This window comes from Fusobacterium necrogenes (assembly GCF_900450765.1).
Lineage (GTDB): Bacteria > Fusobacteriota > Fusobacteriia > Fusobacteriales > Fusobacteriaceae > Fusobacterium_A > Fusobacterium_A necrogenes.
The window spans coordinates 1684853-1710469 of sequence record NZ_UGGU01000003.1; the positions used below are offsets into that span (position 1 = coordinate 1684853).

The following is a 25617-nucleotide window of genomic DNA, read 5'->3' on the forward strand; positions in this document are numbered from 1 at the left end:
TTATATCAAAATAGTCAACATTTAAAATCACTATAATCAATAGTAGTATCTTTAATATAAGGCATAAAAAAGTATAATTTCTAACCACAAATTTTTATATAATTAGTATATATTTTTTTTATATTTTTTATATAGTATTTTTTAAAAAATATTTTGCTCTTTTTTACTTCAGATATATAATAAGGTTATACAATCAATTAAAATTTACTGAAATATGGGGAGGCGTTATGGAATTATTAAAGCTTATTCTTGGAGTATTTATCTTTATTATAACTTTCTATTTTATTATCACTGAAAAATATCCAAAATCTATAGTTGCAACCATTGGTGGTTCTTTGATGATAGTACTTCGAATCATTACCGAAGAGGAAGCTTTAGAAACTATTGGATTTAATTTAGAAATCATATTTTTACTTATTGGAATGATGCTAATTGTAGAAATTATGTCTGAAACAGGAATTTTTCAGTGGGTAGCTATAAAAATAGCTCAGCTGGTCAGAGGAAATCCTATTAAAATTCTAGTTTTTACTTCTATTATAACAGCTATTTTTTCTGCTGTATTGGATAATGTAACTACTATATTACTAGTTGTTCCAATAACTATTTTTCTTGCTAAACGTTTAGAAATAGATCCAAAACCATTTATTCTTTTACAAATTTTTGCATCTAATATAGGCGGAACAGCTACTATGATTGGAGATCCACCTAACCTTATTATTGCAAGTTTAAGTGGATTAGAATTTAATGATTTCATTGTTAATTTAACACCATTTATTATAATCAATATGGCTGTTCTTCTTATTAGTGCAGCACTATTTTTTAGAAATAAATTACAGGTTTCTAATGAATTAAAAGCTGGAATAATGGAACTTAGCTTAGATAGAACAATCACTAATAAGAAATTGCTTATCCAGTCTATAATAGTTTTTTCTTTGGTTATTCTAGGTTTTTTAACAAATAGTATAACTCACATTGGACTAGCAATTATAGCTATCTTAGGTGCTGCTATCTTAATATTTTTAAGCAAGAAAAAAACTGAGGAAGTCTTTGCAAAAGTTGAATGGGATACTTTATTTTTCTTTGGTGGACTCTTTGTATTAGTAGATGGAGTTGAAAATCTAGGTATTATTACTAAATTATCTGAATATCTAATATATTTCACTGAAGGAAATTTAAAATTTACATCTAGTTTAATTCTATTACTTTCAACTATCTTATCTCCAATAGTTGGCTCTATTCCACATACATTATCCTTTGGAAAAATTTTATTAGAAATAGTACCTAACTTTTCTGAAGATACTCAAGTTCTTTGGTGGGCACTCTCACTTGGAGCTTGCCTAGGTGGGAATATGACAATAGTAGGAGCTGCAGCCAATATAGTAGGAGCCTCAGTCGCTAAAAAAGGAGGAATAGATATCAGTTTTATGGAATTTTTTAAATGGGGGATTATTGTAGTAATACAGTCAACCGTTCTAAGTTTAATTTACCTCTATCTGAGATATTAAATAATAAAATAAAAAAGAGGAGTAAATTTTTATTACTCCTCTTTCTATTTAATTAAACTAGCTCGATTATAGCCATTTCAGCTGAGTCACCTTTTCTAACAGTAGTTTTGATGATTCTTGTATATCCACCATTTCTTTCTGTATATTTAGGTGCTATTTCATTAAATAACTTAGCTACTACTTCTTCATTTCTTAAGAAAGCAAACGCATTTCTTCTAGAAGCTAGAGTATTCTTCTTTCCTAAAGTTATCATTTTCTCAGCAAATTTTCTTAATTCTTTTGCTCTAGTTACAGTAGTTTCTATTTTCTCTGCACTTAGTAAAGATATAGTTAAGTTTTTTAGCATAGCTTTTCTATGGTCAGCTCTTCTACCTAACTTTCTATATGATTTATTGTGATTCATTTAGTTAGCTATCCTCCTTATTATCTTCTTACTCAGGAGATCCATTTTGAGTTAGATCATATCCTAATTCTTTCATCTTTTCTAGGATTTCATCTAAAGATTTTCTTCCTAGATTTTTAATTTTTAGAAGTTCGTTAAGCGATAATTTTGCTAATTGACTTACTTCTTCTATTCCAGCTTTCTTTAAACAGTTAAATGATCTGACTGTTAAATCTAGCTCTTCTATTTTAGTATTTAGAATATTATCATCTTTAGAGTGAGTAGTTGAATCTTCCTCTTCATCCTCTGCTTCAGCTCTTAGGTTTTCCATTTTATTTCCTAACTCTAAGAAAGGATCAAAGTGTAATTTTAATAACTCAACTGCATAAGATAATGCATCTCTTATTTCTATGCTTCCATCTGTTTCAATTTCCAAAGTTAATTTGTCAAAGTCAGTCATTCTACCAACCATAGTATCCTGGATAGTATATGATACCTTTTTAATTGGAGTGTAAATAGCATCAACAGCTATATAATCTACTGCCCACTCCTTTCTTTCGATATCTTCTGATACAACAAATCCTTCTCCAGTATCTACAAGAAATTCCATGTCAAGTTCTCTATCAGTTGTTATTGTACAAATAACTTGTTCAGGATTTACTATTTCTATTCCTACATCAGGTATTATATCAGCTGCAGTTACTATCTTAGGTCCTTTAACTGAAAGAGTCATTTTTCTTTCACCACTACTTTCAGCTTTAATAACTATCTCTTTTATATTTAGGATAATTTCAGTTACAGCTTCTTGTATTCCCTCCATGACAGAGAATTCACTTAATACACCGTTAATTCTCACACCTTTAATAGCAGCTCCTGGGATAGACGAAAGTAAAACTCTTCTCAAAGCATTACCAACAGTATGCCCATAACCTCTATATAAAGGTTCAACTATGTATTGACCTTTAAATTCACTCTCTTTTACTTCAGTTATATTGATACCCCTTGCATGTTTCTCAATCTTTAACATTCAATCAACTCCTATTAAAAGGGCTTATTATCTAGAGTAGAACTCAACTATTAATGACTCATTTAAATCAAAATCTAAGTCATCTTTAGTTGGATTTTGTAAAACTTTACCAGAGAAAGCAGCTCTATCTAACTCTAACCAAGCTGGTACAGTTGCATCCTCTACAGATGTCTTAATTATATCTAAATTTTTAGAATTTTCTATTACAGAGATAATATCTCCTACTTTTACTCTGTAAGAAGCAATATTAACTCTTCTTCCGTTTACAGCAACATGTCCATGAGAAACGATTTGTCTAGCTTGTCTTCTAGTTTTAGCAAATCCTAGTCTGTAAACTACATTCTCTAATCTTCTTTCTAAGTATTCTATTAAAGTTAAACCAGTTACACCAAGTTTTCTTGCTGCTTCCTCGTATATCTTTCTAAATTGTTTTTCCATTACATTATATATAAATTTTGCTTTTTGTTTTTCTCTTAATTGAACTGCATACTCTGTAGGCTTTTTATTTGCATTTGGTCTAGGCCCTCTTTTAGAAGATTTATTAACTCCTAAAATTACTGGATCAATTCCTAGCGCTCTACATTTCTTCAATACAGGCTGTCTATTTCTTGCCATTTTCTAAATATTCCTCCTTTGTATTCATTTTGCCACAATAATTTTCAAAATAAATAAGTGAGATTACACTCTTCTTCTCTTTGGTGGTCTACATCCATTATGTGGAATAGGAGTAACGTCAGTTATTTTAGTTACTTCCAATCCAGCTGCTTGCAATGATCTAATACAAGCTTCTCTTCCAGATCCTGGCCCTTTCACTCTTACTTCTACTTTTTTCATTCCATTTTCCATAGCAATATTTGCTGCTTGCTCAGCTGCAATTTGAGCTGCAAATGGAGTTCCTTTCTTAGTTCCTTTGAAACCAGATGTTCCTCCTGATTTCCAACTTACAACTTTACCTTCTGCATCAGTAATAGCAACTATTGTGTTATTAAAAGTTGAATGTATATGGGCAACTCCGTTAGGAATATTTTTAACTTTCTTTTTAATCTTAGCTACTTTCTTTTTAGCCAACTTAAGCTACCTCCCTTGCTAAATTATAAAATTCTATAATTCCTCTAAAATACTCGATTACTTTTTAATAGGTTTTTTTGGACCTTTAACTGTTCTTGCGTTAGTTTTTGAACTTTGTCCTCTTACAGGTAGATTCATTTTATGTCTTAATCCTCTGTAACATTTGATATCCATAAGTCTTTTTATAGAAAGTCTTACTTCTTTTCTTAGGTCTCCCTCTACTTTAACAGTTTCAACAATAGCTCTGATTTTATTTACTTCTTCTTCAGTTAAATCCTTAACTCTTGTATCAAAGTTAATTCCAGCTTCTGTTAAGATTTTTTGTGAAGTTGGTTTTCCGATTCCATAAATGTAAGTTAAAGCTATCTCAACTCTTTTGTTTCTTGGGATATCTACTCCTGCTATTCTAGCCAAAATTGTTTCCTCCTCTATCGAAAATTTTATATATTTTACCAGTAATATGAACTGGCTCAATACTTTCGTCGATATGTTCCGTTTCCTAAATTCGGAGATGGCTCTACAGCCAACATATCTTTACAGTACTACATCTCTTATTGTCGTACTTTCAACAAACTCTCTTTCAAAATTATCCTTGAACCTGTTTATGTTTAGGGTTATCACATATAACTCTAATTTTTCCATGTCTCTTGATAACTTTGCACTTGTCACAAATAGGTTTAACTGATACTCTTACTTTCATTCATCTGTCCTCCTTTCGTGATATTAATTTTTCTTCCTGTATACTATTCTACCCCTTGACAAGTCATAAGGAGAGATTTGTACAGTCACTCCATCTCCAGGTAAAATTTTAATATAATTCATTCTCATTTTCCCAGAGATATGGCCTAAAATAGTATGCCCATTCTCTAACTCAACTTTAAACATCGCATTTGGAAGGGCTTCTAAAATAGTACCTTCTAATTCGATAACATCTTTTTTTGACATAATTCCTCCTATCGAACAGAACTTCAAATTATTATAGCATGTAAATTACAAAAAGTCCATAAAAAATATTGATTTCTACAAACTTTTTTGATATTTTTACACTAATCTATTTCACTTAAAATTACTGCTTTTCCATCAATTATTGCAATAGAATGTTCAAAATGTGCAGATCTTTTTCCATCCTTGGTTACAACAGTCCAACCATCATTTTTCATGTTAAGTTTATATGTTCCAACATTGACCATAGGTTCTATTGCAAGAACCATTCCGTTCTCTATTTTAAAGCCTCTTCCCTTTTTTCCAAAATTTGGTATCATAGGCTCTTCATGCATTGAAAGTCCCACTCCATGACCTGCATAATCTCTTACTACACTAAATCCATTTTTTTCTACATATTGTTGGATAGCATGGCCAATATCTCCTAATCTATTTCCAACCACTGCCATCTCTATTCCTATAGTTCTAGATTTTTCTGTAACTTCTAACAATTTTTTTGATTCTTCATCTATTTCTCCAACTGGAAAAGTTATAGCTGAGTCCCCAAAATACCCATTTAAATTTGTTACTGTATCTATACTCACAATATCTCCATTTTGCAAAACTCTTCCATTAGGAACTCCATGAACTACCTCTTCATTTACTGATATACAAGTTGCGGCTGGAAAGGCTCCATATGGTCCAGGAACTCCTATACACGCTGGTATAGCACCTTGACTTCTAATATAATCATCCACTATTTTATCTATATCATAAGTTGAAATACCAGGTTTAATATATTTAGGTAAAATATCTCTATACAGCTTAGCAATTATTTGATTGGATTTTTTTATCTCTTTTATCTGTTCTAATGTCTTTATTATTGCCATTTATCAATTCCTTTCTAATCTAAAATTATCCAAGAATAGCAAAAATCTCTTGAGTTATAACGTCTACTTCTTTGGTTCCATCGATATCAACTAATAGATTTCTCGATTTATAAAAATCAAATAATGGAGCTGTTTGAGAATGATATTCTGTCAATCTCTTAGTTACAGTTTCAGCATTATCATCTTTTCTAGTAATTAATTCTGTTCCACAATAATCACATTTCCCAGCTACTTTTGGTGGGTTGAATTTTACATGAAAAGATGCTCCACAAGCTGGACATACTTTTCTTCCTGTAACTCTTCCTACTATTAATTCATCTGGAACATTTAATGATATAACTTTATCTAAAGCTATTCCCATATCTTTCATTAATACTTCTAGTGCTTCTGCTTGAGCTAAAGTTCTAGGAAATCCATCTAGGATAAAGCCTTTTTTACAATCCTCTTGTGATAATCTATCTTTGATTATTCCAATAATTGTAGAATCTGGAACCAATTTCCCTTCGTCCATGAATTTTTTAGCTTCTAGTCCCATAGTAGTTCCCTCTTTTATGGCTGCTCTTAAAATATCTCCAGTAGAAATTTGAGGTATTTCATATTTTTCTATTAAGAACTTAGCTTGAGTTCCCTTTCCTGCACCTGGTGCACCAAATAACATGATATTCATTATGTTATCATCTCCTTAAATTATTTTGTTTTACCCTCTTAATTATACTACACTTTCTAAAAAAATGCACGATTTTCTATTAAAATAAAAAGGCACAACTTAAAAGTTATGCCTTTTATATAAAGCTTTATATAAATCCTTTATATTCTCTCATTACTAAATGAGCATTTATTTGTTGAACTGTATCAATAGCAACTCCAACAACAATAATCACTCCTGTTCCACCAAAAAAAACAGGAAGTCCAAATGCTGTAAAAAGAGCATATGGTAATATTGATATAGCTGCTAAGAAGAAAGCTCCCCCCCAAGTTATTCTTGTGACAACTCCTTCTAAATATTCAACTGTTTCTGTTCCAGGTCTTATTCCTGGGATTGTTCCTCCACCCTGCTTTAGATTCTCTGCCACCTTTTCTGGATCAAATACTATAGCAGTATAGAAAAATGAGAAAAATATGATTACAACAGCATATATTAACATATATACTGGATGATTTTGACTAAATATCATTGCTAACGTCGTTTTAATTGTGTATTCAGAAGGAATCACATTCACGATAGCAGATGGAATCATCATAACTACTGATGCAAAGATTACTGGCATAACTCCAGCACTATTTAATTTTAAAGGAATATATGAATTTTGACCCATACCTCCTCTTCCATTAAAGCCTTTTCCTACATAGTGAACAGGTATTTTTCTTTGTCCTAATTGGAAGATAACTATTCCAGCTACTACAAGTATTCCAGCTAAAGTAATCAATCCTAATACAGGTATTAAAAACTTACTTCCTCTCATACTTTGTATTGTTTGAACAACATTCGACGGTCCACCTGAAATTACGTTCAAAAAAATAAGAAGTGAAACTCCATTTCCTATCCCCTTTATCGAAATTTGCTCTCCAATCCACATCAAAAATACTGTACCAGCAGTCAAAGTAACTATTGTAGTTAAGAAAAACATAGTTCCTGGAGTTGTGACAAGTCCAACTGACTGAAGCCATATACATACTCCAAAAGCTTGTATTATAGCAATTCCAATAGTTAAATATCTAGTCCACTGAGTAATCTTATTTCTTCCAGACTCACCTTCTTTTTGAATCTCTTCAATTTTAGGTATTATTACAGCCAACAGACTGAAAACGATTGATGAGTTGATGTAAGGAACTATCCCAAGAGCAAATATAGATACTCTCTTGAAAGCTCCTCCAGAAAACATATTGATATAACCCAATATATCACTTTGTGCTGTCATAGTTGCTAATCTATCTACATCTACCCCTGGAGCAGGAATATAAGTCCCTACCCTAGCAACTAAAAACATCAACAAGGTGAAGACAATTCTCTCTCTCAACTCAGGAATCTTCATAATGTTATTCAACTTCATATTAAATTTTTCCATTAAAGTCAAAACAACTTCACCTCGCTTCTAGTCCTAGCAAGTTAAAAACTACTTATTGTTCTTAGCAACATTAGCAAATGTTTTAACTTCTATAATTTCTATTAATCCACCTTTAGCTTCTATAGCAGCTCTGGCAGATGCAGAAACTTTATGAGCTTTTACAGTTAATTTTTTATCTAAAGTTCCATTTCCTAAAACTTTAATTCCATCCATCATTTTTCTAACTAATCCAGTTTCGAATAAGATTTCAGGAGTAACTTCAGCTCCATCTTCAAATCTATTTAATAGATCTAATGTGATTATAGCATACTCTTTCTTGAATAATGCATTAGAGAAACCTCTTTTTGGAACTCTTCTATAGATAGGCATTTGTCCACCTTCAAAGTAAGGTTTTACTCCTCCACCAGCTCTAGACTTTTGTCCGTTACTTCCTTTTCCAGCTGTTTTTCCTAATCCAGAAGATTCTCCTCTTCCAACTCTTTTTCTAGCTTTTCTTGGTACAGAAGGCATTAATTCATTTAATTTCATATTAAGCTTGCACCTCCTCTACTTTAAGTAAGTAAGAAACTTGAGCTAGTTTTCCTTTTAACTCAGGAGTTTCTACATGCTCCACAACATCATTCATCTTCTTAAGCCCTAGCGACTTTACAGTTGCTATGTGGTTAGGCTTTCTTCCGATTATGCTTTTTACAAGCTCTATTCTAAGCTTTACCATCTAAATTCCCTCCTAGCTTAAGATATCTTTAACTTCTTTACCTCTTAAAGCAGCAATTTGCTCAGCTGTTCTAAGTGTTTTTAAAGCTTCTACTGTAGCTCTAGCAACGTTGTGTTTGTTTCTAGAACCTTTAATTTTAGTTAAAATGTCATGCACTCCAACAAGCTCTAATATCTCTCTTGTTGCAGAACCAGCGATAACTCCAGTTCCTTCATAAGCTGGTGCCATCCATAAAGTTGTTGCTCCCCATTTTCCTTGTGTTTCATGAGGAATAGTAGATCCTTTTAGAGAAACATCTACTAGATTTTTCTTTGCAGAAGAAAGTGCTTTTCTTATAGCATCAGGTACACCATTAGCTTTTCCTAATCCCAATCCAACTCTACCTTCTCCATCTCCAACAGCTGCTAAAACTGAGAAAGATATTGTTCTTCCTCCTTTAGTTGTCTTAGAAACTCTTGATATCTTTAATAATTTTTCTTGATATTGTTTTTCTTCTCTATTTGCTAACTTAGACAAGTGAAATCCTCCTCTCTAATAGAATTAGAAGCTTAATCCAGCTTCTCTAGCTGCCTCAGCAAGAGCTTCTACTCTTCCTGTGTACTTGTATCCTGATCTGTCGAATACGATATTTGTTATCCCCTTAGCTGCTGCTCTTTCTGCTAGTATTTTTCCTACAGTTTTAGCAGCCTCTACATTTCCACCATTTGCAATATTTGCTTTTAACGCTTTATCAATAGTTGATGCAGAAACTAAAGTTACTCCATTAACATCATCTATTAATTGAGCAAAGATATTGTTGTTTGATCTATATACAGAAAGTCTTGGTCTATCAGCTGTACCAGAAATTTTGTTTCTGATTGATAAATGCTTTCTTGTTCTTACAGCTTGTCTATCTACCTTCTTAAACAACTGTCTTACCTCCTTTTAGTTAAGCTACCTTACGATTTTTTACCTTCTTTTCTTCTAACAACTTCGTCAGAATACTTAACTCCTTTTCCTTTATAAGGCTCAGGAGCTCTTTTAGCTCTTATATCAGCAGCAACTTGTCCTACTACATCTTTCTCGATACCATCGATATGGATAGTTGTATTCTTCTCTACTGTGAATGCAATTCCAGGAACTTCATCAATAATTACTGGATGTGAATATCCTAATGCTAATTCTAGTCCCTTTCCTTTTGCAGCTGCTCTATATCCAACTCCAACTAAGTTAAGAGTTTTTCTAAATCCTTGAGAAACTCCTAAAATCATATTGTTTAATAAAGCTCTTGTTGTCCCATGTATAGCTCTTACAGCTGGCAAATCGTTTGGTCTTTCAACAACGATTTCATTTTCTACTTTTTTTATAGTTAATTCTGAGTTAAATTCTTTTGTTAGAGTACCTTTTGGTCCTTTTACAGTAACTACGTTTCCGTTCATTGTTACTTCAACTCCAGAAGGCACTATTATAGGTTTTTTACCTACTCTTGACATTTACTAACACCTCCTAAGTTATTTATTACCAAACAAATGCAAGAATTTCTCCACCTACGTTTTCTCTTCTAGCTACTCTATCAGTAACAATTCCCTTAGAAGTAGATACGATAGCAATTCCTAATCCTGATAATACTCTTGGCATATCCTCTACTGAAGAATATACTCTTCTTCCAGGTTTAGAGATTCTTTTAATTCCTTTGATAACTCTCTCTTTACCATCATATTTTAAGTAAACTCTTATATTTTTTTTATTCCCATCAGTCACAACTTTATAGTTAGCTATATATCCTTCTTCTTTTAGGATTTCTGCTAATCTATCTTTTAAATTTGAATGAGGTACATCTACTTTCTCGTGCATTACTGCATTTGCATTTCTGATTCTTGTTAACATATCAGCAATTGGATCTGTTAAATACATCTACGAAAATCCTCCTTCCTATAATATTACCAAGATGACTTTTTAACTCCTGGTATTACTCCAGCTCCTGCAAGCTGTCTGAATTTTACTCTCGAAATTCCAAATTCTCTCATGAATCCTCTTGGTCTTCCGTCTAACTGACATCTATTTCTTTTTCTAACTACAGAAGAATCTTTTGGAAGTTTGTTTAATTCAAACATTGCTTCCATATCTCCTTCAGCAACTCTCTTTTTTAGTTCAGCTCTTTTTTCAGCATATTTCTCGCATAGTTCAGCTCTTTTAACATCTCTAGCGATCATTGACTTCTTTGCCATTTATTCTTTACCCTCCTCACTATTACTTTTTGAAAGGCATTCCAAACGCCTTAAGTAAAGCTCTTCCTTCTTCATCATTTTTAGCAGAAGAAACGATAGTGATAGACATTCCTAAAAGTTTTTCAACTTTATCAAATTCAATTTCAGGGAAAACTAATTGGTCTCTTAATCCTAAAGAGTAGTTTCCTCTTCCATCAAAAGCATTAGCTGAAACCCCTTCGAAGTCTCTTACTCTTGGAAGAACTACATTCACTAATCTATCTAGAAAATCGTACATTCTTTCTTTTCTTAAAGTAACTTTTGCTCCGATTGGCATTCCTTCTCTTAATTTGAATCCTGCTTCAGATTTCTTAGCTTTTCTCACTATTGGTTTTTGTCCACTAATTATAGTTAAATCACCCATTGCAGCATCTATTAATTTAGAATTTTGAGTAGCTTCTCCAACTCCCATATTTACTATTATCTTTTCTAGTTTTGGACATTCCATAACGTTATTAATTCCTAATTCTTTCATTAAAGCTGGAGATATAACGTCATTATATAATTTATGATATCTAGAAACGTATTTAGACACTTACGTTTTCCTCCCTTCTTATAGAACTTCTCCTGATACCTTTGAGTATCTTACTTTCTTACCATCTACAAACTTATATCCAACTCTTGTTGGTTTTCCAGCTTTCTCATCAAATAACATTACTTTAGATGAGAATATAGCAGCTGGCTTACTAACAACTCCACCTTGTGGGTTTATTGGAGTTGGCTTCATATGTTTAGTTACTATATTTATTCCTTCAACTACAACTTTTCCTTTTTTAGGGAATACTTTTACAACTTTACCTGTTTTTCCTTTATCTTTACCAGATATTACATAAACTGTATCTCCAGTTTTTACATGTAATGAATCTGGTACAAATTTAACTTTAGGTTTAGCCACGATATTAGCCTCCTCTCTTAATTATTAGATTACTTCTGGAGCTAGAGATAAAATTTTCATAAAGTTTTTAGCTCTTAACTCTCTTGCAACTGGTCCAAAGATTCTTGTTGCTTTTGGTTCATTATTGTTATTGATTATAACTCCTGCATTATCATCAAATTTTATATATGATCCATCTTCTCTTCTTAACTCTTTTTTAGTTCTAACTATTACAGCCTTAACTACGTCACCTTTTTTAACGTTTCCTCCAGGAATCGCTTCTTTAACAGATGCTACAACGATGTCTCCAATTTTTCCAAATCTCTTTTTAGATCCACCTAGTACTCTGATTATCATTAATTTTTTTGCACCTGAGTTATCAGCAACGTTAAGGATAGTTTGTTGTTGTACCATTAAATTATCCTCCTCTCACAATAATTGGAATTATCTAGCTTTCTCAACAATCTCTACTAGTCTCCATCTTTTATCTCTTGATAATGGTCTAGTTTCCATAATTCTTACTCTATCTCCAGTTTGAGCTACATTATTTTCATCGTGAGCTTTAAACTTAGTAGTGCTTTTTACTCTCTTCTTATAGATTGGATGTAAAGCCATTGTTTCTATTGCAACAACGATAGTTTTGTCCATTTTATCAGAAACAACTACTCCTTCTCTAACTTTTCTTTCGTTTCTCAAGACATTAACCTCCTCTTCCTAAGAATCAATTTATATATGAATGAGATTATCTTTCATTTAAGATTGTATTTATTCTAGCAATTTCTCTTCTAACTTCTCTGATTTTAGCAGTGTTAGTAAGTTGACCTAATGAAAGTTGGAACTTTAGGTTGAATAACTCTTCCTTAAGCTCTTTACACTTAACAACTAAGTCTTCAGTTGACATTTCTCTTATTTCCTTAGCTCTCATTAGTTTTCACCACCATTCTCTCTTTTTACTATTTTACATCTTACAGGAAGTTTCATAGACGCTTTTCTCAATGCTGCTAAAGCTTTCTCTTCAGTTACACCAGAAACTTCAAACATTATTCTTCCTGGTAGTACTACTGCTACCCAACCTTCAACACTTCCTTTACCTTTACCCATTCTCACTCCAGCTGGTCTAGCTGTAATAGGTTTATCAGGGAATATTCTTATGAAAGTTTTTCCTTCTCTTTTAAATGTTCTGTTAATTGCAACCCTGCATGATTCGATTTGTCTATTTGTTATCCAGTGTGGCTCAAGAGCTTGTAGTCCGTAATCTCCGAATGCTACAGTATTTCCTCTTTGAGCTGTACCTTTCATTCTACCTCTAAACATTTTTCTATGTTTTGTTCTTTTTGGCATTAACATGACTACGCTTCTCCTCCTTCCTTCTTAGCTGGAAGAACTTCACCATGGAAAACCCATACTTTTATTCCAAGAGCTCCATAAGTTGTGTGAGCTGTTGCTGTTGCATAATCAATATCAGCTCTTAATGTATGTAAAGGAACTTTTCCTTCAACTACCCACTCAGCTCTGGCAATTTCTGCTCCATTTAGTCTTCCTGAAACCATAACTTTAATCCCTTTAGCTCCAGCTCTCATAGCTCTCATTACAGCTTGGCTTACAGCTCTTTTGTATGCTACCCTTTTCTCAATTGAAGTAGCTATATTTTCTGCAACAAGTACAGCATCTTTATTAAACTCTTTAACTTCTTGTACTTTTACAGTTACTTTCTTTCCTGTTAATTTCTCAAGATTTACTCTTAAGTTTTCTATTTCAGCACCTTTTCTTCCGATGATTATCCCCGCTTTAGCTGTGTAAACAAGAACTACTACATTTGAAGGAGAAGTTCTTTCAATCTTTACTTTTGCTATTCCTGCGTGGAAGTAGTTTTTCTTAACATACTCTCTGATTTTTACATCCTCATGGAAGTACTTAGCGTATTCCTTTTTATCTGCATACCAGTTAGAATCCCAAGCTCTTGTAATTCCAAGTCTTAGTCCTCTAGGATCTACTTTTTGTCCCACGGTCTTACCTCCTTAAACTACTTTTCAGAAACAGCAACAACAATGTGAGCTGTTGGCTTTCTGATTATATCCGCTCTTCCCATAGCTCTAGGCATTATTCTTTTAAGAGCTGGTCCATCATTTATCATAATTGTTGAAACTACTAACTTATCTTCGTCCATCTTGAAGTTGTTAGTTGCATTAGCAATAGCTGATGCTAATGTCTTCTTTATTAATCTAGCTGCTTTTTTATTTGTAAATTCTAGAATATCTAATGCTTCTTGTGCTGATTTTCCTCTCACTAAGTCAGCTACCAATCTAGCTTTTCTAGGAGACATTCTTACGTATCTCGTAATTGCTCTAGCTTCCACTAGTCCAACCTCCTCTTTACCTTCTCAAATATATACTTAAATTATTTTTTCTTCTTTTTATCTACTCCATGTCCATAGTAAGTTCTAGTTGGAGCAAACTCACCTAATTTATGTCCAACCATTTGCTCAGTTACATGAACAGGAATGTGTTTTTTCCCATTATATACACCAAAAGTTAATCCAATGAAGTTAGGGAATATTGTTGATCTTCTTGACCAAGTCTTAATAACTGCTTTTAAGTTTCCAGAAGCCACTGCATCTTCAACTTTTTTCATTAAGTGGTGGTCACAGAAAGGTCCTTTTTTTAATGATCTAGCCATTCCTTATTAGCCTCCTCTCGAATTTAGAATTACTTATCGTTTCTTCTTCTTACGATAAACTTATCTGTAGTTTTCTTACCTCTAGTTTTAACACCTAAAGCAGGTTTTCCCCAAGGTGTTAAAGGAGCTTTTCTACCTACAGGATTCTTTCCTTCTCCTCCTCCATGAGGGTGATCAACTGGGTTCATTACAGATCCTCTTACGTGAGGTCTTCTACCCATATGTCTATTTCTTCCAGCTTTACCGATCTGTACTAAGCTGTGCTCTGAGTTTCCTACTTCACCAATAGTAGCCATACACTCACCGTGAATTAATCTTAATTCTCCAGATGGTAACTCTACGTGACAGTAAGTTCCTTCTTTTGCAACTAGTCTTGCTGCAGTTCCTGCAGATCTAACTAATTGTCCTCCCTTTCCTCTTTGTAGTTCAATATTATGAATTTGAACCCCTACTGGCATATCTTTTATTTTAAGTGCGTTTCCTGGTTTAATCTCAGCTTGAGATCCTGCCATAACCATGTCACCTTTTTTTAACCCTTTAGGAGCTAGTATATATCTTTTTTCTCCATCTACATAGAATAAAAGAGCTATATTAGCTGTTCTGTTTGGATCATACTCGATAGATTCTACTCTAGCAGGTATATCTAATTTATTTCTCTTGAAATCGATAATTCTGTAAAGTCTTTTGTGTCCTTTTTGTCTATCTCTACATGTTCTGTGTCCATAGTTGTCTCTACCATATGCAGATTTTAAAGGTACAGTTAAAGACTTTTCAGGTCTTACACTATCTAAATCCGTATTAACTAATCTAGACATTCCTCTTTGTCCGTTAGTAATAGGTTTCATTTTTCTAATAGCCATTTTTGCTTAACCTCCGAAAAAATTCCTTATTCTTTAGACCTATATATATCTTTAGCCGTTATATATTAATTATACTTCTTTAAAGTAAGTTATTGTACTTCCTTGTGCTAACTTAACGATAGCCTTCTTTTTAGCTTGAGTTTTATAAAGTTTCATTCCATGTCTTTTTACAACTGGTTTAGAGTTTAAAGTAGATACAGATTCAACTTTTACATTAAATATTTCCTCTACAGCTTTTCTTATTTGAATTTTGTTAGCTTTTGGACTAACTTCAAAAGTATATTTGTTATACTCTCTTCTTAACATTTCACTTTTTTCAGTGATAACAGGTTTTTTGATGATATCATAAGCTGTCATTATCCAAGCACCTCCTCTATTGTAGTTAGTGCTTCTTTAGTAAGAATTACTTTCTCTTGTTTTAATAACCAATAAACTCCTATTTCATTTGGCTGTAATACAACTGCATTCTCTAGATTTCTTACTGATAAATATAAGTTGTAATCTTTTATATCTGCTAAATCATTTACTACAAATAATTGCTTGTTAGTTGCATTTACTGCATTTGTTAAAGCAACTATTGTTTTTGTTTTTGGAGTTTCAATAGTTCCATCTAAAACTAAAATGTCTCCACTAGCAACTTTAGCTGATAAAGCTGATCTCAATGCTAAATTTCTTACTTTTTTATTCACTTTTTTCTCATATGATCTTGGTTGAGGTCCGAATGTTACTCCCCCTCCAACCATGTGAGGAGCTCTTATACTTCCTTGTCTTGCTCTACCAGTTCCTTTTTGTTTAAAAGGCTTTCTTCCTCCTCCTCTAACCATTGCTCTGGTCTTAGTAGCTGCAGTTCCTTGTCTAGCAGCTGCTAATTCTGCAGTTAGTACTTCATGAAGTACTGCTTGATTAGGCTCAATCCCAAACACTGTATCTTTAACTTCTACAGTTCCAGTTTGAGTTCCTGTCAAGTCATATATGTTTAAAACTGCCATTGTTTTCCTCCTTCCACATCTACTAATGAATTATTTTTTTATAGCTGGTTTAACAACTATGTAACTATTTTTTGATCCAGGTACAGCACCTTTTATTAGTAATAGATTGTTTTCTGCATCAACTCTAACTACTTTTAAGTTTTGAACTGTAACAGTTTCGTTTCCATATTGTCCAGCCATTCTTTTTCCTTTTAATACTTTTCCAGGCCAAGTTGACATTCCGATAGATCCACCTAATCTGTGATTTCTAGATACCCCGTGAGAAGCTCTATTTCCACCAAATCCATGTCTTTTCATAACTCCTGATGTTCCTTTACCTTTTGAAGTTCCTGTAATATCTACGAACTCTACTCCAGCTAGCACATCAACTTTGATCTCTTGCCCTAATTCATAACCTTCAACTGAGTCAACTTTTAACTCTTTTATAAATCTTTGAGGGTTTACTCCCGCTTTCTTGAAGATTCCCATTACTGGTTTAGTAGTGTTTTTCTCTTTTTTCTCATCAAATCCTAATTGTAGAGCTGTATATCCATCGTTTTCTACAGTTTTCTTTTGTAGTACGAAGTTAGGACCAGCTTCAACAACTGTCACTGGAATGAATTTTCCATCTTCAAAAATTTGAGTCATTCCAATTTTTTTAGCTAAAATTCCTGACATATTTCTACCTCCATCAAATAATATATTGGTTGACAACTCGACCTCGTGGTTCTACCACTTTGCTTTAAAAAAACGCCAACTTGTATTATTCTGTAAGGAAATTTTTTTATTCCGATAATCTTCTTATCAAACAAATCAAATTACTCGAAATATAACCTTACAATGTTTTCTAAAAATCAACTATTAGATTTGTTTGATTTCTATTCCAACACCAGCTGGTAAGTTAACTGCTGTTAACGAAGCTATTGTCTTTTGTGTAGAATTGTTGATCTCAACCATTCTTCTGTGTACTCTCATTTCAAATTGTTCTCTTGAATCCTTGTTTACATGCACTGATCTTAATACAGTGTACTTTCTAATTTTAGTAGGTAATGGCATAGGTCCTGCGATTTCCGCTCCAGACTTTTTAGCAACTTCCGCTATTTTTTTAGCTGATTGATCTAATAAAGTGTGATCATAAGCTTTTAAGTAGATTCTTAATTTGTTAGAAGCCATTTATTACTTTACACCTCCTTGAAAATTATCTTTAAGGATTTTCAAATATCCTTATACACTCTAAAGAGTATATCACACTTTCCCAAAAAAGAAAAGCTTTTTTTAAAATTTTTCATGAGTTTTTTAACTTTATACCTATTTAAAATTTTATATCTATTTACAACGCTATTTTTCATTTCTATGCATAAAATAATATGGAATAGCAACAAATATTGCTCCACCTAATATATTTCCTAGCGTTACCCAAAATAGATTATAAAAATACCCAGTTATTCCAAATTCAAAAAAACTCCCTTTTAATAATCCAAATGTCAATGTTGTCATATTGGCAATACTGTGCTCGAATCCACATATAACCATAGCAAAAAGACACCAAAATATCATTATTAACTTTGCACTTTCTGAGTTTAATTTATAAGTTGTCCAACTTGCTAGACAAACTAAAATATTACATAAAATTCCTTTAAACAAAAGTTCTATCCAAGAATAATTTACTTTTGAAAATGCAAGATTCATAATATATTCTCCTACACTTTTATCTAAACTTCCTGTACCTATAAATAGAAAGGTTAGCAGTATAGCTCCTATCCAATTTCCTAGATAACATGTCACAAGAGCTTTTAGAACTTTTTCTAACCTAATTTCCTTCTTTATATAGCTAACACATAATACAAAATTCCCACTTGTAAATAACTCCACTTTCAGTATAACTACTAAACTTAAAGCTATCGGAAAAACTACTCCAAAGCCAATTTTTTCTAAAACTGTTCCTTTTAAGTAAGTAGATATACTTGAGCTGAAGATTACTCCAATTCCTACAAATAACCCAGCTAAAATTGATGAAACCAAATATTTTTTAAAATCCTCTTCTAAACTTTTTATCTTCTCCTTCCCACTTTCTATCAGTTTGTCCATCTCTTTTTCTTTATACATATTATCTCCTTAACAAAGTAAATTTTCCTTCCTAATATGTATTTTAAATTACTAAATTTAATAATATTTTTAATTATCAAACAAAAAGAGGAAGTTCCCCTACAAAAGTCACTTCCTCTCATAAGTTTTCATTTACTATTTAAGGATTTCAGCAACTACTCCTGAAGCTACTGTTCTTCCTCCCTCTCTGATGGCAAATCTCAATCCTGTTTCCATTGCAATTGGGTGGATTAATTCTACTGTCATCTCTATGTTGTCTCCTGGCATTACCATCTCTACTCCTGCTGGTAACGCTATCGCTCCTGTTATATCTGTTGTTCTAAAATAAAATTGTGGTCTGTATCCTGAGAAGAATGGTGTATGTCTTCCTCCCTCTTCTTTTGTTAATACATATACCTCTGATCTAAAGTTTGTATGAGGTGTTATTGATCCTGGTTTTGCCAATACTTGTCCTCTTTCTACTTCCTCTTTCTTTGTTCCTCTTAATAGCGCTCCTATGTTATCTCCTGCTTGACCTTGATCTAGTAGTTTTCTAAACATCTCTACTCCTGTTACTGTAGTCTTAGCTGTGTCTTTGATTCCTACTATCTCTACTTCTTCTCCTACTTTGATTATTCCTCTTTCTACTCTTCCTGTTACTACTGTTCCTCTTCCTGTTATTGTAAATACGTCTTCGATTGGCATTAAGAATGGTTGATCTACTGCTCTTTCTGGAGTTGGAATGTACTCATCTACTGCATTCATTAATTCGATGATTTTATCAACCCATTGTTGCTCTCCATTTAATGCTCCTAATGATGATCCAGCTACTACTGGTACGTCATCTCCTGGGAATCCATATTCATTTAATAACTCTCTTACTTCCATTTCTACTAACTCTAATAACTCAGCGTCGTCTACCATATCAGCTTTATTTAAATATACTACGATATATGGTACTCCAACTTGTCTTGATAGTAGGATGTGCTCTCTTGTTTGAGGCATTGGTCCATCTGCTGCAGAAACTACTAGGATTGCTCCGTCCATTTGAGCTGCTCCTGTTATCATATTTTTTACATAGTCCGCGTGTCCTGGACAGTCAACGTGCGCATAGTGTCTTTTTTCTGTTTCGTACTCGATGTGAGCTGTGTTGATTGTGATTCCTCTTTCTTTTTCTTCTGGAGCTGCGTCGATATTATCGAAGTCAACTCTTTGAGCTAGTCCTAAGTCTGATAATACTTTAGATATAGCTGCTGTTGTTGTTGTTTTTCCGTGGTCAACGTGTCCGATTGTTCCAATGTTAACGTGCGGTTTGCTTCTTTCGAATTTTTCTTTAGCCATTCTGGTTTTACCTCCAAATATTTTTATAATACTATAACTTATTTTACTACTATTTTTGAAAAAATTCTAGTTATTTCTTATATCACTTTAATTTTCATAAAAAAAAATCCACACATTATGCTCTTGCACTTCAGTGTAGTTGTTAAATGGTGGTGAGGGAAGGATTCGAACCTTCGAAGGCAGAGCCGGCAGATTTACAGTCTGATCCCTTTGGCCACTCGGGAACCTCACCGTTTTATTGAGTTTTTTAGTGGTACCCCGTAGGGGAATCGAACCCCTGTTTCCAGAGTGAAAATCTGATGTCCTTACCACTGAACGAACGGGGCATCTGGTGCCGCTTATCGGAGTCGAACCAATCACCTACTGATTACAAGTCAGTTGCTCTACCAGATGAGCTAAAGCGGCATCTTTTCTTAATCAACGCTTATTTTCTTTTTCCATGTCCCGCTGACGTATAATATAGTACCACATAATAAAAAAACTGTCAATAACTTTTTTTTATTTTTTCATTTTTTAATTTTTCACTAAATCCCCTAGCGAATTAAAGCTTTTCTGTCTTTCCAATCTCTTTGATTTTATTTAAATATTATAAATTTTTTTCAACTCCTCCTCTTTATATTCTCTTTTTTCTTTCATATTTTTTATTAATTCCTGATCAATATCTATTTTCTCATCTATTTCTTTCATCTCACTTATTATTTCTACATTTTCTATTCCTAACTCTACATACTTGTCTTTTATTCTACGTAATATCTCTTGGCTAGTAGCTTTTACCCATTTTTCTGTTCCCACTCTATCTAAACTATTTAATTGTAATTTTGTAAATTTTATATTTTTTAAAAACTTCACCATTTTTTCTGTATGCTCATCTGAATCATTTAATCCCTCTATTATAAAACTTTCAAGATAAATTTCTCCCAAATACTTTTCACTTAAGTTTTTTAAACCTGCCATAATTTGTAAAACATCACTAGATACAGAAGGTCTATTTATTTTTTTAAATATCATATTGTCCACACTATTCAAAGTTGGTATTATTAAATCTGCATTTTTTATCTCATTTACAACTACAGAATCATCTAAAAGTAAGCCATTAGTTATCACACAGACTTTTACATCTGTATGCTCTTTTATCCAATCTATAATCTCTCCTATATCCTTACTTAAAGTTGGTTCTCCACTTCCTGAAAAAGTTATATAATCAGGCTTTATTTTTTTTAAAACTTCTTTTATCTCCTCTTTTATCTCTTCTGGATCTTTAAACCTTTCTCTTTTTAATGTTAATTTTTTTGTTGCTCCACATTCACAAAATATGCAATTCATATTACAACTTTTAGGAAGCACTAAGTCTACTCCTAAAGAAATTCCTAATCTTCTTGAAGGCACAGGTCCAAATACATGTTTAAACATAAAACTCCTCCCATTTATCTATTAAAGAATATAGTGTTGCTGCTAATTTATACGGATGATGTCTTACCATCCCTTTTGAATCAATTTCTAATATATCTCTATCCCTAATTTTAATCCCTCTTTCTTTTAGCTCTTCTTTATTCACGATAACTCTATCACTTCTTTGTTTTCTATATCTTGCTAATATCTCTTCTGGAATCTCTCTTGTATCTACTACTACCTCATCTATTACCTCATTTCCTATAACATCACATATAGCTTCTACATGGTCTAAAGCATCATACCCTTCTGTTTCCCCTGGCTGTTGCATTGCATTACAAACATATACAATCTTCCCTTTAGTTTTCTTTAAACTCTCCTTAATTCCTTTTAATAAGAGATTCGGAATTAAACTCGTATATAAACTCCCTATTCCAAATACTACTAAATCTGCTTCTTCTAAAGCTTTTAAATTTTCTAAGGGTGCCTTTCTTTCATTTTTATAAAAAACCCTTTTAATTTTCTCTTTCGAAAAAGGTATATTAGATTCTCCTTCTACTATTTTTCCGCTTTCTGTTTCAGCATATAAAAATACTTTTTCCAAAGTTGCTGGTAATATTTTTGCTTTTATATTAAATAACTTTCTAAGTCTATCTACCGCATCTCCAATGTTACCCGTTATCTCATTCATAGCCATAATAAGAAGATTTCCCAATGGATGTGCCCCTATAGAACTTTCCTCTTTAAATCTATATTGAAATACATCTTCTATTATGGGTTCTACATCACTTAGAGCAATTAGTACATTCCTCAAGTCTCCAGGTGGTGGAGAATCAAACTCCTTTCTTAAAGCTCCACTACTTCCACCATCATCAGCTACAGATACAATAGCTGTCAGATCAATTGGTAAATATTTCAATCCCCTCAATACTACAGATATTCCACTTCCCCCACCTAATACTACTACCTTAGGTTTTCTATTCATAGTATCACTCCTATATGCTACTCAACGCTATTTTTTATATTATCCCTCGAAATATAAAAAAAATCAAGTATATAAAAAAGTCCCCAGACTCCTCCAGGGACTAAAATTTATTTCTATTTTTATTATAGATATTTACCTTCTGTATCTCTTATTAATTTAGCTACAGCTTCTACTTTTGGCATATCCTCTTCTACAAGATTAGCTAGTGGAGAACGAACCCCTCCGATTTCTATGTTGTGGTTGATTTTTAAAGTAGCTTTGATTACTCCATACATATTTCCTTTGCAAGAGCATAGAGCTGTTATGATGTCATTTACATCATATTGAATTACACGAGCTGTTTCGTAGTCTCCTTTTTTGAAGCACTCTAAAGCTTTAAGGAATAATTTAGGCATTGCACCATAAGTTCCTCCAATTCCTCCCTCTGCTCCTATCATAAATCCTCCGATAAATTGCTCATCTGGACCATTGAATACTATCGTATCTTTCCCTCCAATAGCTTTGAATGTTTGGATATCTTGGATAGGCATAGAAGAGTTTTTAACTCCTATTACTCTAGGATTTTTTAACATTTCTTTATATAGAGATGGTGTTAAAGCAACTCCTGCTAATTGTGGAATGTTATAAATTACGAAATCTGTGTTAGGTGCAGCACTTGAAATGTCGTTCCAGTATTTAGCTATTGCATGCTCTGGTAAACGGAAATAAATAGGTGGTATAGCAGCGATTGCGTCTACTCCTAAGCTTTCTGCATGAGCAGCTAATTCCATACTGTCTGCTGTGTTGTTACAAGCTACGTGAGCTATTACTGTTAATCTTCCTTGTGCTTCTTTCATTATAGTTTCTAGAACTAATTTTCTCTCTTCTTTACCTTGATAAATACACTCTCCAGAAGAACCTCCAACATATACTCCTTGAACTCCTGCTTCAATAAAGTATCTAGTTAAAGCTTTTACTCCTTCAACACTAATATTTCCTTCTTTGTCATAGCAAGCATAGAATGCTGGTATTACTCCATGGTATTTCTCTAAATTTCTCATTTAAAAACACTCCTTTTCAATCAAATATTCCAATATTAATTTTTCGTTTTTAATGTTTCATATTAAATCTTGTTCACGAGAACATTTTACTAAAATTAGAATATTTTGTCAATATATATTTTAAAAAACTTCTTTATAAAAAAAGGACTGCTACAAAATTTATTGTAACAATCCTATTCTAACTTAATATTTATAACTTATACTAATACAATCCATTATGTAACATCATATCTTTTCCCATCTCTTTTTCTAGTATTAATGTTATCTCTATCTGATCTTTTGTATTTAACATTCCTCTTATCTCATCCGCTATCTGTTTTGCTATTCTGTCATATGATCCCTTATCAAATTTTCCCCATCCTCCATCTCCTGAGAATGATTCTATCTCCATATTTACATATATTCGTCCATGAAATGACCCTATGTCAATTCCATCTATTGACAATGAATTATTTTTATTATCTGTTAAAACACTATACTTAAATTCTAATTTATCCTCTAAATAATCATATGGTCCTTCTGCTACTACTATAAGTGATGTTATTAAAAACAATCCCATTAATATCTTTTTCATCTGTCTACCTCCACACTTTATCTTTATGATATCATTCTAACACTTTTTTATTAAAAAAAGATTAAAATATTAAGATATTTTTAGATAAAAGTTAGGACCTATTAGAAAGCTAATTTAATTTATAGCTGACTCTCTTCTGCAGTCACTGTTACTTCTATTTCTTTATAGAAATATATCCTTTCTCATCACTCTTCTATCTCTACTTTATAATTTTGATCTTTAATTAATTTTTTAAACTCTTCTTTTTCAATATAACCGCTTATAACTTGAACTACCTTTCCTTCTTCATTTATAAGGTAAGTTGTTGGATAGCTATCTATGTAATATTTATAAAACATAATCTTATCATTTATTATAGGAAAATTATAATTTTTTTCTTTTATTACATCCTTTAATTTCGCTTCCTCTTCATCATTAAAAGTTAAAAAAATTATATTTTTCTTATTCTCTCCATTTTCCTCATATAGAACTTTTAAATCTTCTAATGATTTTTTACAATATCCACACCAGCTAGTCCAAAAAGTTAAATATACTTTCTTCCCCTTATATTGTTCTAAAGTATGTTCTTTTTGAAATTGATCTTTCAATTGAAATTCTGTAGCAGTTACTAAATTTCCAAATACACTTATTGTGTATACTAACATTAACAAAAATAAAAGTTTTTTCATAAATTTTTCTCTCACTTTCTATTCAACTACATACTTTTGTTCTATTCTATACTTCATTTTTATCTTAGCATTTGACCCTTCACTCTTTAAATTTAATATTTCCTCTTCCAATATCAAAAAGTAACTTTTTTCTCCTTGTGTATCTCCATCTACTAAAACTTCAAAACTTTTACTACTAAAAGCTGGAATTAAAAGTGTATTTGGAGTTACTTTCACTCCATACACATCATTTTCTATGCTAAGTCTATATCTTAGTGGGTATTCCTTTGCATTTTCAAGTATAAAAGTTTTACTTCCTTTCTCTCCTTCCTTCACTTTGATATCCATATTTATATCACTAGTTCTTAAAGCAAAAATTGACATACTTAATATCATAAATAGTAGAGTTTTCTTAATCATTATTCTTCACTCTCCAATATATAAAAGTTTTATTTTTAAATTATTTCTCTAATTATATTAAATACACTTTTTAAAATATTTTTAGTTCAAAAACAGAATATATTAAATATAAAAACGTACTTTTCGCAATAGTTATTACTTTAATTTTAATCTTTTTTTTCCATAGGTGTCAAGAGAATTTTTATTATTTTTATGTTTAATACTTAAAAAACTTACTAATTTTAAAATGACTAATTTATATAAAAAAAGTTGAACAGCATTAAAAAATATTTTACTCAAGTCTTTTTTGGATAACATCAAACAAAATATACAAAAGGAGATACACATTAAAACATATATTCCCTGCTATTCTTCACTAAAACTTGAATTATAATTTTTAATGAAAAGAAAAAAAGACCATAGATAAATTATCTATAGTCCATTATACTTTTAAATTATTATTTTTTAATGGAGGCGACGACCAGATTTGAACTGGTGAATGGAGATTTTGCAGACCTCTGCCTTACCGCTTGGCGACGTCGCCATATTTAATTGTTAGTCAGTGGTGCCCAAAGGCGGAATCGAACCACCGACACGGGGATTTTCAGTCCCCTGCTCTACCGACTGAGCTATCTGGGCATAAATGGCGGGAGTGACGAGGGTCGAACTCGCGACCTCATGCGTGACAGGCATGCGCTCTAACCAACTGAGCTACACCCCCAAGACAATGGTGGTCTCAACAGGACTTGAACCTGTGACCCCCTGCTTGTAAGGCAGGTGCTCTCCCAACTGAGCTATGAGACCTTATTCTCAGTGCGCTTAGATATGATACACTATTTTATATAATAAATCAATCCGGTTTATCCTAATTTATTTTAATATATTTCTATTTTAATTATTTTTATATATTTTTTTTTATTTTTCTAATTTTTTTACAAAAATAAAAATGTACTTTCAAT

40 protein-coding genes and 7 tRNA genes are annotated in these 25617 nt (G+C 32.3%); 1 reads left to right on the forward strand and 46 read right to left on the reverse strand.

What is annotated here, in order from left to right:
- The first annotated feature begins 227 nt into the window (after window positions 1-227).
- Window positions 228-1505: an ArsB/NhaD family transporter gene (locus DYA59_RS07940; protein WP_115271035.1), complete on the forward strand. Its 1278-nt coding sequence runs from the start codon at window positions 228-230 to the stop codon at window positions 1503-1505.
- A 52-nt stretch (window positions 1506-1557) separates the two neighbouring features.
- Here the strand turns inward: DYA59_RS07940 and rplQ are convergent, their stop codons facing one another.
- The 46 genes from rplQ to DYA59_RS08170 form a co-directional block, all read right to left on the reverse strand.
- Window positions 1558-1908, reverse strand: a complete 351-nt coding sequence (rplQ, locus tag DYA59_RS07945) for a 50S ribosomal protein L17 (protein WP_115271037.1) — start codon at window positions 1906-1908, stop codon at window positions 1558-1560.
- Between the two features lie 28 nt (window positions 1909-1936).
- The gene (locus DYA59_RS07950) at window positions 1937-2914 is read right to left on the reverse strand and encodes a DNA-directed RNA polymerase subunit alpha (protein WP_115271039.1); all 978 of its coding nucleotides are present in this window, start codon (window positions 2912-2914) and stop codon (window positions 1937-1939) included.
- Between the two features lie 27 nt (window positions 2915-2941).
- Window positions 2942-3529 carry a 30S ribosomal protein S4 gene (rpsD, locus tag DYA59_RS07955; protein ID WP_115271041.1) on the reverse strand — a complete coding sequence of 196 codons (588 nt, stop codon included), beginning with the start codon at window positions 3527-3529 and terminating at the stop codon, window positions 2942-2944.
- 63 nt (window positions 3530-3592) lie between these two features.
- Window positions 3593-3982 (reverse strand): 30S ribosomal protein S11, encoded by a 390-nt coding sequence (gene rpsK / locus DYA59_RS07960; RefSeq protein ID WP_005885940.1) that lies wholly within the window; start codon window positions 3980-3982, stop codon window positions 3593-3595.
- Between the two features lie 57 nt (window positions 3983-4039).
- Window positions 4040-4396, reverse strand: coding sequence for a 30S ribosomal protein S13 (gene rpsM, locus DYA59_RS07965; RefSeq protein WP_115271043.1), 357 nt, complete (start codon window positions 4394-4396; stop codon window positions 4040-4042).
- Window positions 4397-4568: 172 nt separating this feature from the next.
- The gene (rpmJ, locus tag DYA59_RS07970) at window positions 4569-4682 is read right to left on the reverse strand and encodes a 50S ribosomal protein L36 (protein ID WP_115271045.1); all 114 of its coding nucleotides are present in this window, start codon (window positions 4680-4682) and stop codon (window positions 4569-4571) included.
- Between the two features lie 23 nt (window positions 4683-4705).
- Entirely contained in the window at window positions 4706-4927 is a 222-nt protein-coding gene (infA, locus tag DYA59_RS07975; RefSeq protein WP_005885934.1) for a translation initiation factor IF-1, read from the reverse strand.
- A gap of 101 nt (window positions 4928-5028) precedes the next feature.
- The gene (gene map, locus DYA59_RS07980) at window positions 5029-5793 is read right to left on the reverse strand and encodes a type I methionyl aminopeptidase (RefSeq protein ID WP_115271047.1); all 765 of its coding nucleotides are present in this window, start codon (window positions 5791-5793) and stop codon (window positions 5029-5031) included.
- 25 nt (window positions 5794-5818) lie between these two features.
- Window positions 5819-6460: an adenylate kinase gene (locus DYA59_RS07985; protein ID WP_115271049.1), complete on the reverse strand. Its 642-nt coding sequence runs from the start codon at window positions 6458-6460 to the stop codon at window positions 5819-5821.
- A 127-nt stretch (window positions 6461-6587) separates the two neighbouring features.
- Window positions 6588-7868: a preprotein translocase subunit SecY gene (secY, locus tag DYA59_RS07990; protein WP_115271051.1), complete on the reverse strand. Its 1281-nt coding sequence runs from the start codon at window positions 7866-7868 to the stop codon at window positions 6588-6590.
- A gap of 39 nt (window positions 7869-7907) precedes the next feature.
- Window positions 7908-8387 carry a 50S ribosomal protein L15 gene (gene rplO / locus DYA59_RS07995; protein WP_115271053.1) on the reverse strand — a complete coding sequence of 160 codons (480 nt, stop codon included), beginning with the start codon at window positions 8385-8387 and terminating at the stop codon, window positions 7908-7910.
- Between the two features lies 1 nt (window position 8388).
- Window positions 8389-8574, reverse strand: coding sequence for a 50S ribosomal protein L30 (rpmD, locus tag DYA59_RS08000; RefSeq protein WP_005885913.1), 186 nt, complete (start codon window positions 8572-8574; stop codon window positions 8389-8391).
- A 12-nt stretch (window positions 8575-8586) separates the two neighbouring features.
- Complete coding sequence (gene rpsE, locus DYA59_RS08005) at window positions 8587-9090, reverse strand: 30S ribosomal protein S5 (protein ID WP_115271055.1); 504 nt, start codon at window positions 9088-9090, stop codon at window positions 8587-8589.
- Window positions 9091-9114: 24 nt separating this feature from the next.
- A complete protein-coding gene (gene rplR / locus DYA59_RS08010) occupies window positions 9115-9483 on the reverse strand; it encodes a 50S ribosomal protein L18 (protein WP_115271057.1) in 369 nt (122 codons plus the stop codon).
- A gap of 29 nt (window positions 9484-9512) precedes the next feature.
- Window positions 9513-10046, reverse strand: a complete 534-nt coding sequence (rplF, locus tag DYA59_RS08015; protein WP_115271059.1) for a 50S ribosomal protein L6 — start codon at window positions 10044-10046, stop codon at window positions 9513-9515.
- A 25-nt stretch (window positions 10047-10071) separates the two neighbouring features.
- Window positions 10072-10467 carry a 30S ribosomal protein S8 gene (rpsH, locus tag DYA59_RS08020; RefSeq protein ID WP_005885908.1) on the reverse strand — a complete coding sequence of 132 codons (396 nt, stop codon included), beginning with the start codon at window positions 10465-10467 and terminating at the stop codon, window positions 10072-10074.
- A gap of 26 nt (window positions 10468-10493) precedes the next feature.
- A complete protein-coding gene (gene rpsN, locus DYA59_RS08025; RefSeq protein WP_005885905.1) occupies window positions 10494-10781 on the reverse strand; it encodes a 30S ribosomal protein S14 in 288 nt (95 codons plus the stop codon).
- Window positions 10782-10803: 22 nt separating this feature from the next.
- Window positions 10804-11355: a 50S ribosomal protein L5 gene (gene rplE / locus DYA59_RS08030; protein WP_115271061.1), complete on the reverse strand. Its 552-nt coding sequence runs from the start codon at window positions 11353-11355 to the stop codon at window positions 10804-10806.
- 18 nt (window positions 11356-11373) lie between these two features.
- On the reverse strand, window positions 11374-11715 hold the full coding sequence (gene rplX / locus DYA59_RS08035) for a 50S ribosomal protein L24 (RefSeq protein ID WP_115271063.1): 342 nt from the start codon (window positions 11713-11715) through the stop codon (window positions 11374-11376).
- A 24-nt stretch (window positions 11716-11739) separates the two neighbouring features.
- Window positions 11740-12108 (reverse strand): 50S ribosomal protein L14, encoded by a 369-nt coding sequence (gene rplN, locus DYA59_RS08040; protein WP_005885899.1) that lies wholly within the window; start codon window positions 12106-12108, stop codon window positions 11740-11742.
- A gap of 30 nt (window positions 12109-12138) precedes the next feature.
- Window positions 12139-12390 (reverse strand): 30S ribosomal protein S17, encoded by a 252-nt coding sequence (rpsQ, locus tag DYA59_RS08045; RefSeq protein WP_115271065.1) that lies wholly within the window; start codon window positions 12388-12390, stop codon window positions 12139-12141.
- Window positions 12391-12436: 46 nt separating this feature from the next.
- Window positions 12437-12619: a 50S ribosomal protein L29 gene (gene rpmC, locus DYA59_RS08050; RefSeq protein WP_005885895.1), complete on the reverse strand. Its 183-nt coding sequence runs from the start codon at window positions 12617-12619 to the stop codon at window positions 12437-12439.
- The gene (rplP, locus tag DYA59_RS08055) at window positions 12619-13041 is read right to left on the reverse strand and encodes a 50S ribosomal protein L16 (protein WP_005885881.1); all 423 of its coding nucleotides are present in this window, start codon (window positions 13039-13041) and stop codon (window positions 12619-12621) included. Before rplP ends, rpmC begins: the two co-directional genes overlap by 1 nt.
- A gap of 2 nt (window positions 13042-13043) precedes the next feature.
- Window positions 13044-13700, reverse strand: coding sequence for a 30S ribosomal protein S3 (gene rpsC / locus DYA59_RS08060; protein ID WP_115271067.1), 657 nt, complete (start codon window positions 13698-13700; stop codon window positions 13044-13046).
- Window positions 13701-13717: 17 nt separating this feature from the next.
- Entirely contained in the window at window positions 13718-14050 is a 333-nt protein-coding gene (rplV, locus tag DYA59_RS08065; RefSeq protein WP_115271069.1) for a 50S ribosomal protein L22, read from the reverse strand.
- Window positions 14051-14091: 41 nt separating this feature from the next.
- Window positions 14092-14370: a 30S ribosomal protein S19 gene (rpsS, locus tag DYA59_RS08070; protein ID WP_115271071.1), complete on the reverse strand. Its 279-nt coding sequence runs from the start codon at window positions 14368-14370 to the stop codon at window positions 14092-14094.
- 29 nt (window positions 14371-14399) lie between these two features.
- Window positions 14400-15230, reverse strand: a complete 831-nt coding sequence (rplB, locus tag DYA59_RS08075; RefSeq protein ID WP_115271073.1) for a 50S ribosomal protein L2 — start codon at window positions 15228-15230, stop codon at window positions 14400-14402.
- A 69-nt stretch (window positions 15231-15299) separates the two neighbouring features.
- Window positions 15300-15587, reverse strand: coding sequence for a 50S ribosomal protein L23 (rplW, locus tag DYA59_RS08080; protein WP_115271075.1), 288 nt, complete (start codon window positions 15585-15587; stop codon window positions 15300-15302).
- On the reverse strand, window positions 15587-16219 hold the full coding sequence (gene rplD / locus DYA59_RS08085; RefSeq protein WP_115271077.1) for a 50S ribosomal protein L4: 633 nt from the start codon (window positions 16217-16219) through the stop codon (window positions 15587-15589). Before rplD ends, rplW begins: the two co-directional genes overlap by 1 nt.
- Before the next feature lie 30 nt (window positions 16220-16249).
- Window positions 16250-16876, reverse strand: a complete 627-nt coding sequence (rplC, locus tag DYA59_RS08090; RefSeq protein ID WP_115271079.1) for a 50S ribosomal protein L3 — start codon at window positions 16874-16876, stop codon at window positions 16250-16252.
- 183 nt (window positions 16877-17059) lie between these two features.
- Window positions 17060-17371 carry a 30S ribosomal protein S10 gene (gene rpsJ, locus DYA59_RS08095; RefSeq protein WP_005885865.1) on the reverse strand — a complete coding sequence of 104 codons (312 nt, stop codon included), beginning with the start codon at window positions 17369-17371 and terminating at the stop codon, window positions 17060-17062.
- 165 nt (window positions 17372-17536) lie between these two features.
- On the reverse strand, window positions 17537-18304 hold the full coding sequence (locus DYA59_RS08100) for a formate/nitrite transporter family protein (RefSeq protein ID WP_115271081.1): 768 nt from the start codon (window positions 18302-18304) through the stop codon (window positions 17537-17539).
- Between the two features lie 135 nt (window positions 18305-18439).
- A complete protein-coding gene (gene tuf, locus DYA59_RS08105) occupies window positions 18440-19624 on the reverse strand; it encodes an elongation factor Tu (RefSeq protein WP_115268318.1) in 1185 nt (394 codons plus the stop codon).
- A 147-nt stretch (window positions 19625-19771) separates the two neighbouring features.
- Window positions 19772-19856 (reverse strand) — tRNA-Tyr (locus tag DYA59_RS08110).
- 19 nt (window positions 19857-19875) lie between these two features.
- Window positions 19876-19950 (reverse strand) — tRNA-Glu (locus DYA59_RS08115).
- A gap of 3 nt (window positions 19951-19953) precedes the next feature.
- Window positions 19954-20029, reverse strand: a tRNA-Thr gene (locus DYA59_RS08120).
- Between the two features lie 174 nt (window positions 20030-20203).
- The gene (locus DYA59_RS08125; protein ID WP_115271083.1) at window positions 20204-21034 is read right to left on the reverse strand and encodes a radical SAM protein; all 831 of its coding nucleotides are present in this window, start codon (window positions 21032-21034) and stop codon (window positions 20204-20206) included.
- Window positions 21027-21998, reverse strand: coding sequence for a gluconeogenesis factor YvcK family protein (locus tag DYA59_RS08130; protein WP_115271085.1), 972 nt, complete (start codon window positions 21996-21998; stop codon window positions 21027-21029). The genes DYA59_RS08125 and DYA59_RS08130 overlap by 8 nt, the downstream gene beginning before the upstream one ends.
- A gap of 122 nt (window positions 21999-22120) precedes the next feature.
- The gene (locus DYA59_RS08135) at window positions 22121-23038 is read right to left on the reverse strand and encodes a dihydrodipicolinate synthase family protein (RefSeq protein ID WP_115271087.1); all 918 of its coding nucleotides are present in this window, start codon (window positions 23036-23038) and stop codon (window positions 22121-22123) included.
- Window positions 23039-23240: 202 nt separating this feature from the next.
- On the reverse strand, window positions 23241-23612 hold the full coding sequence (locus DYA59_RS08140) for a hypothetical protein (RefSeq protein ID WP_115271089.1): 372 nt from the start codon (window positions 23610-23612) through the stop codon (window positions 23241-23243).
- 185 nt (window positions 23613-23797) lie between these two features.
- A complete protein-coding gene (locus DYA59_RS08145; protein WP_115271091.1) occupies window positions 23798-24280 on the reverse strand; it encodes a TlpA family protein disulfide reductase in 483 nt (160 codons plus the stop codon).
- Between the two features lie 18 nt (window positions 24281-24298).
- Window positions 24299-24679 (reverse strand): hypothetical protein, encoded by a 381-nt coding sequence (locus DYA59_RS08150; RefSeq protein ID WP_115271093.1) that lies wholly within the window; start codon window positions 24677-24679, stop codon window positions 24299-24301.
- Window positions 24680-25127: 448 nt separating this feature from the next.
- Window positions 25128-25202: transfer RNA gene (locus DYA59_RS08155), tRNA-Cys, on the reverse strand.
- Between the two features lie 19 nt (window positions 25203-25221).
- Window positions 25222-25297: transfer RNA gene (locus DYA59_RS08160), tRNA-Phe, on the reverse strand.
- 5 nt (window positions 25298-25302) lie between these two features.
- Window positions 25303-25379: transfer RNA gene (locus DYA59_RS08165), tRNA-Asp, on the reverse strand.
- A gap of 7 nt (window positions 25380-25386) precedes the next feature.
- Window positions 25387-25462: transfer RNA gene (locus DYA59_RS08170), tRNA-Val, on the reverse strand.
- Window positions 25463-25617 lie beyond the last annotated feature (155 nt).